Source organism: Tamlana crocina, assembly GCF_012037625.1.
In genome coordinates this window covers 1-337 of sequence record NZ_JAAVJS010000594.1, presented here as the reverse complement: position 1 = coordinate 337, position 337 = coordinate 1, and the positions used below count along the sequence as shown (strand labels likewise).

Genomic DNA, 337 nt, shown 5'->3' with positions numbered 1-337 from the left:
GGAGGATCTCGTTATACTGCTTTGAAAATTGTACAAAGACCCATATGACTATGGCGAAAAGCAGAAAAAACAGAAAGGAATTAAAATCTGTCTTTTTAAACCTGGTTCTTGTACCTGACTTAATTCTTTTGAGCATTTTTAAAAAATAGCTCCGGAAAAATTTCTTCCGGTGGGGCGTTCAGGAACCTAAGATAGCAGGTTGACTTACAGAAACCAAACCCATACCCAAAAAACTGAAGCATCGCCGCAACCAGCGTCAAAAAAGCAATTTTCAGGCTTCCGTTAAGGTGCCAGGAATGGAAAAAGAGAAGAATCAAATAGAGTGCATAGCCTATTA

1 pseudogene is annotated in these 337 nt (G+C 38.9%); it reads right to left on the bottom strand.

Annotated elements, in window-relative coordinates:
• Positions 1-119: 119 nt before the first annotated feature.
• Positions 120-337 (bottom strand): annotated as a pseudogene (locus HC176_RS19760) (glycosyltransferase); the annotation flags it as partial.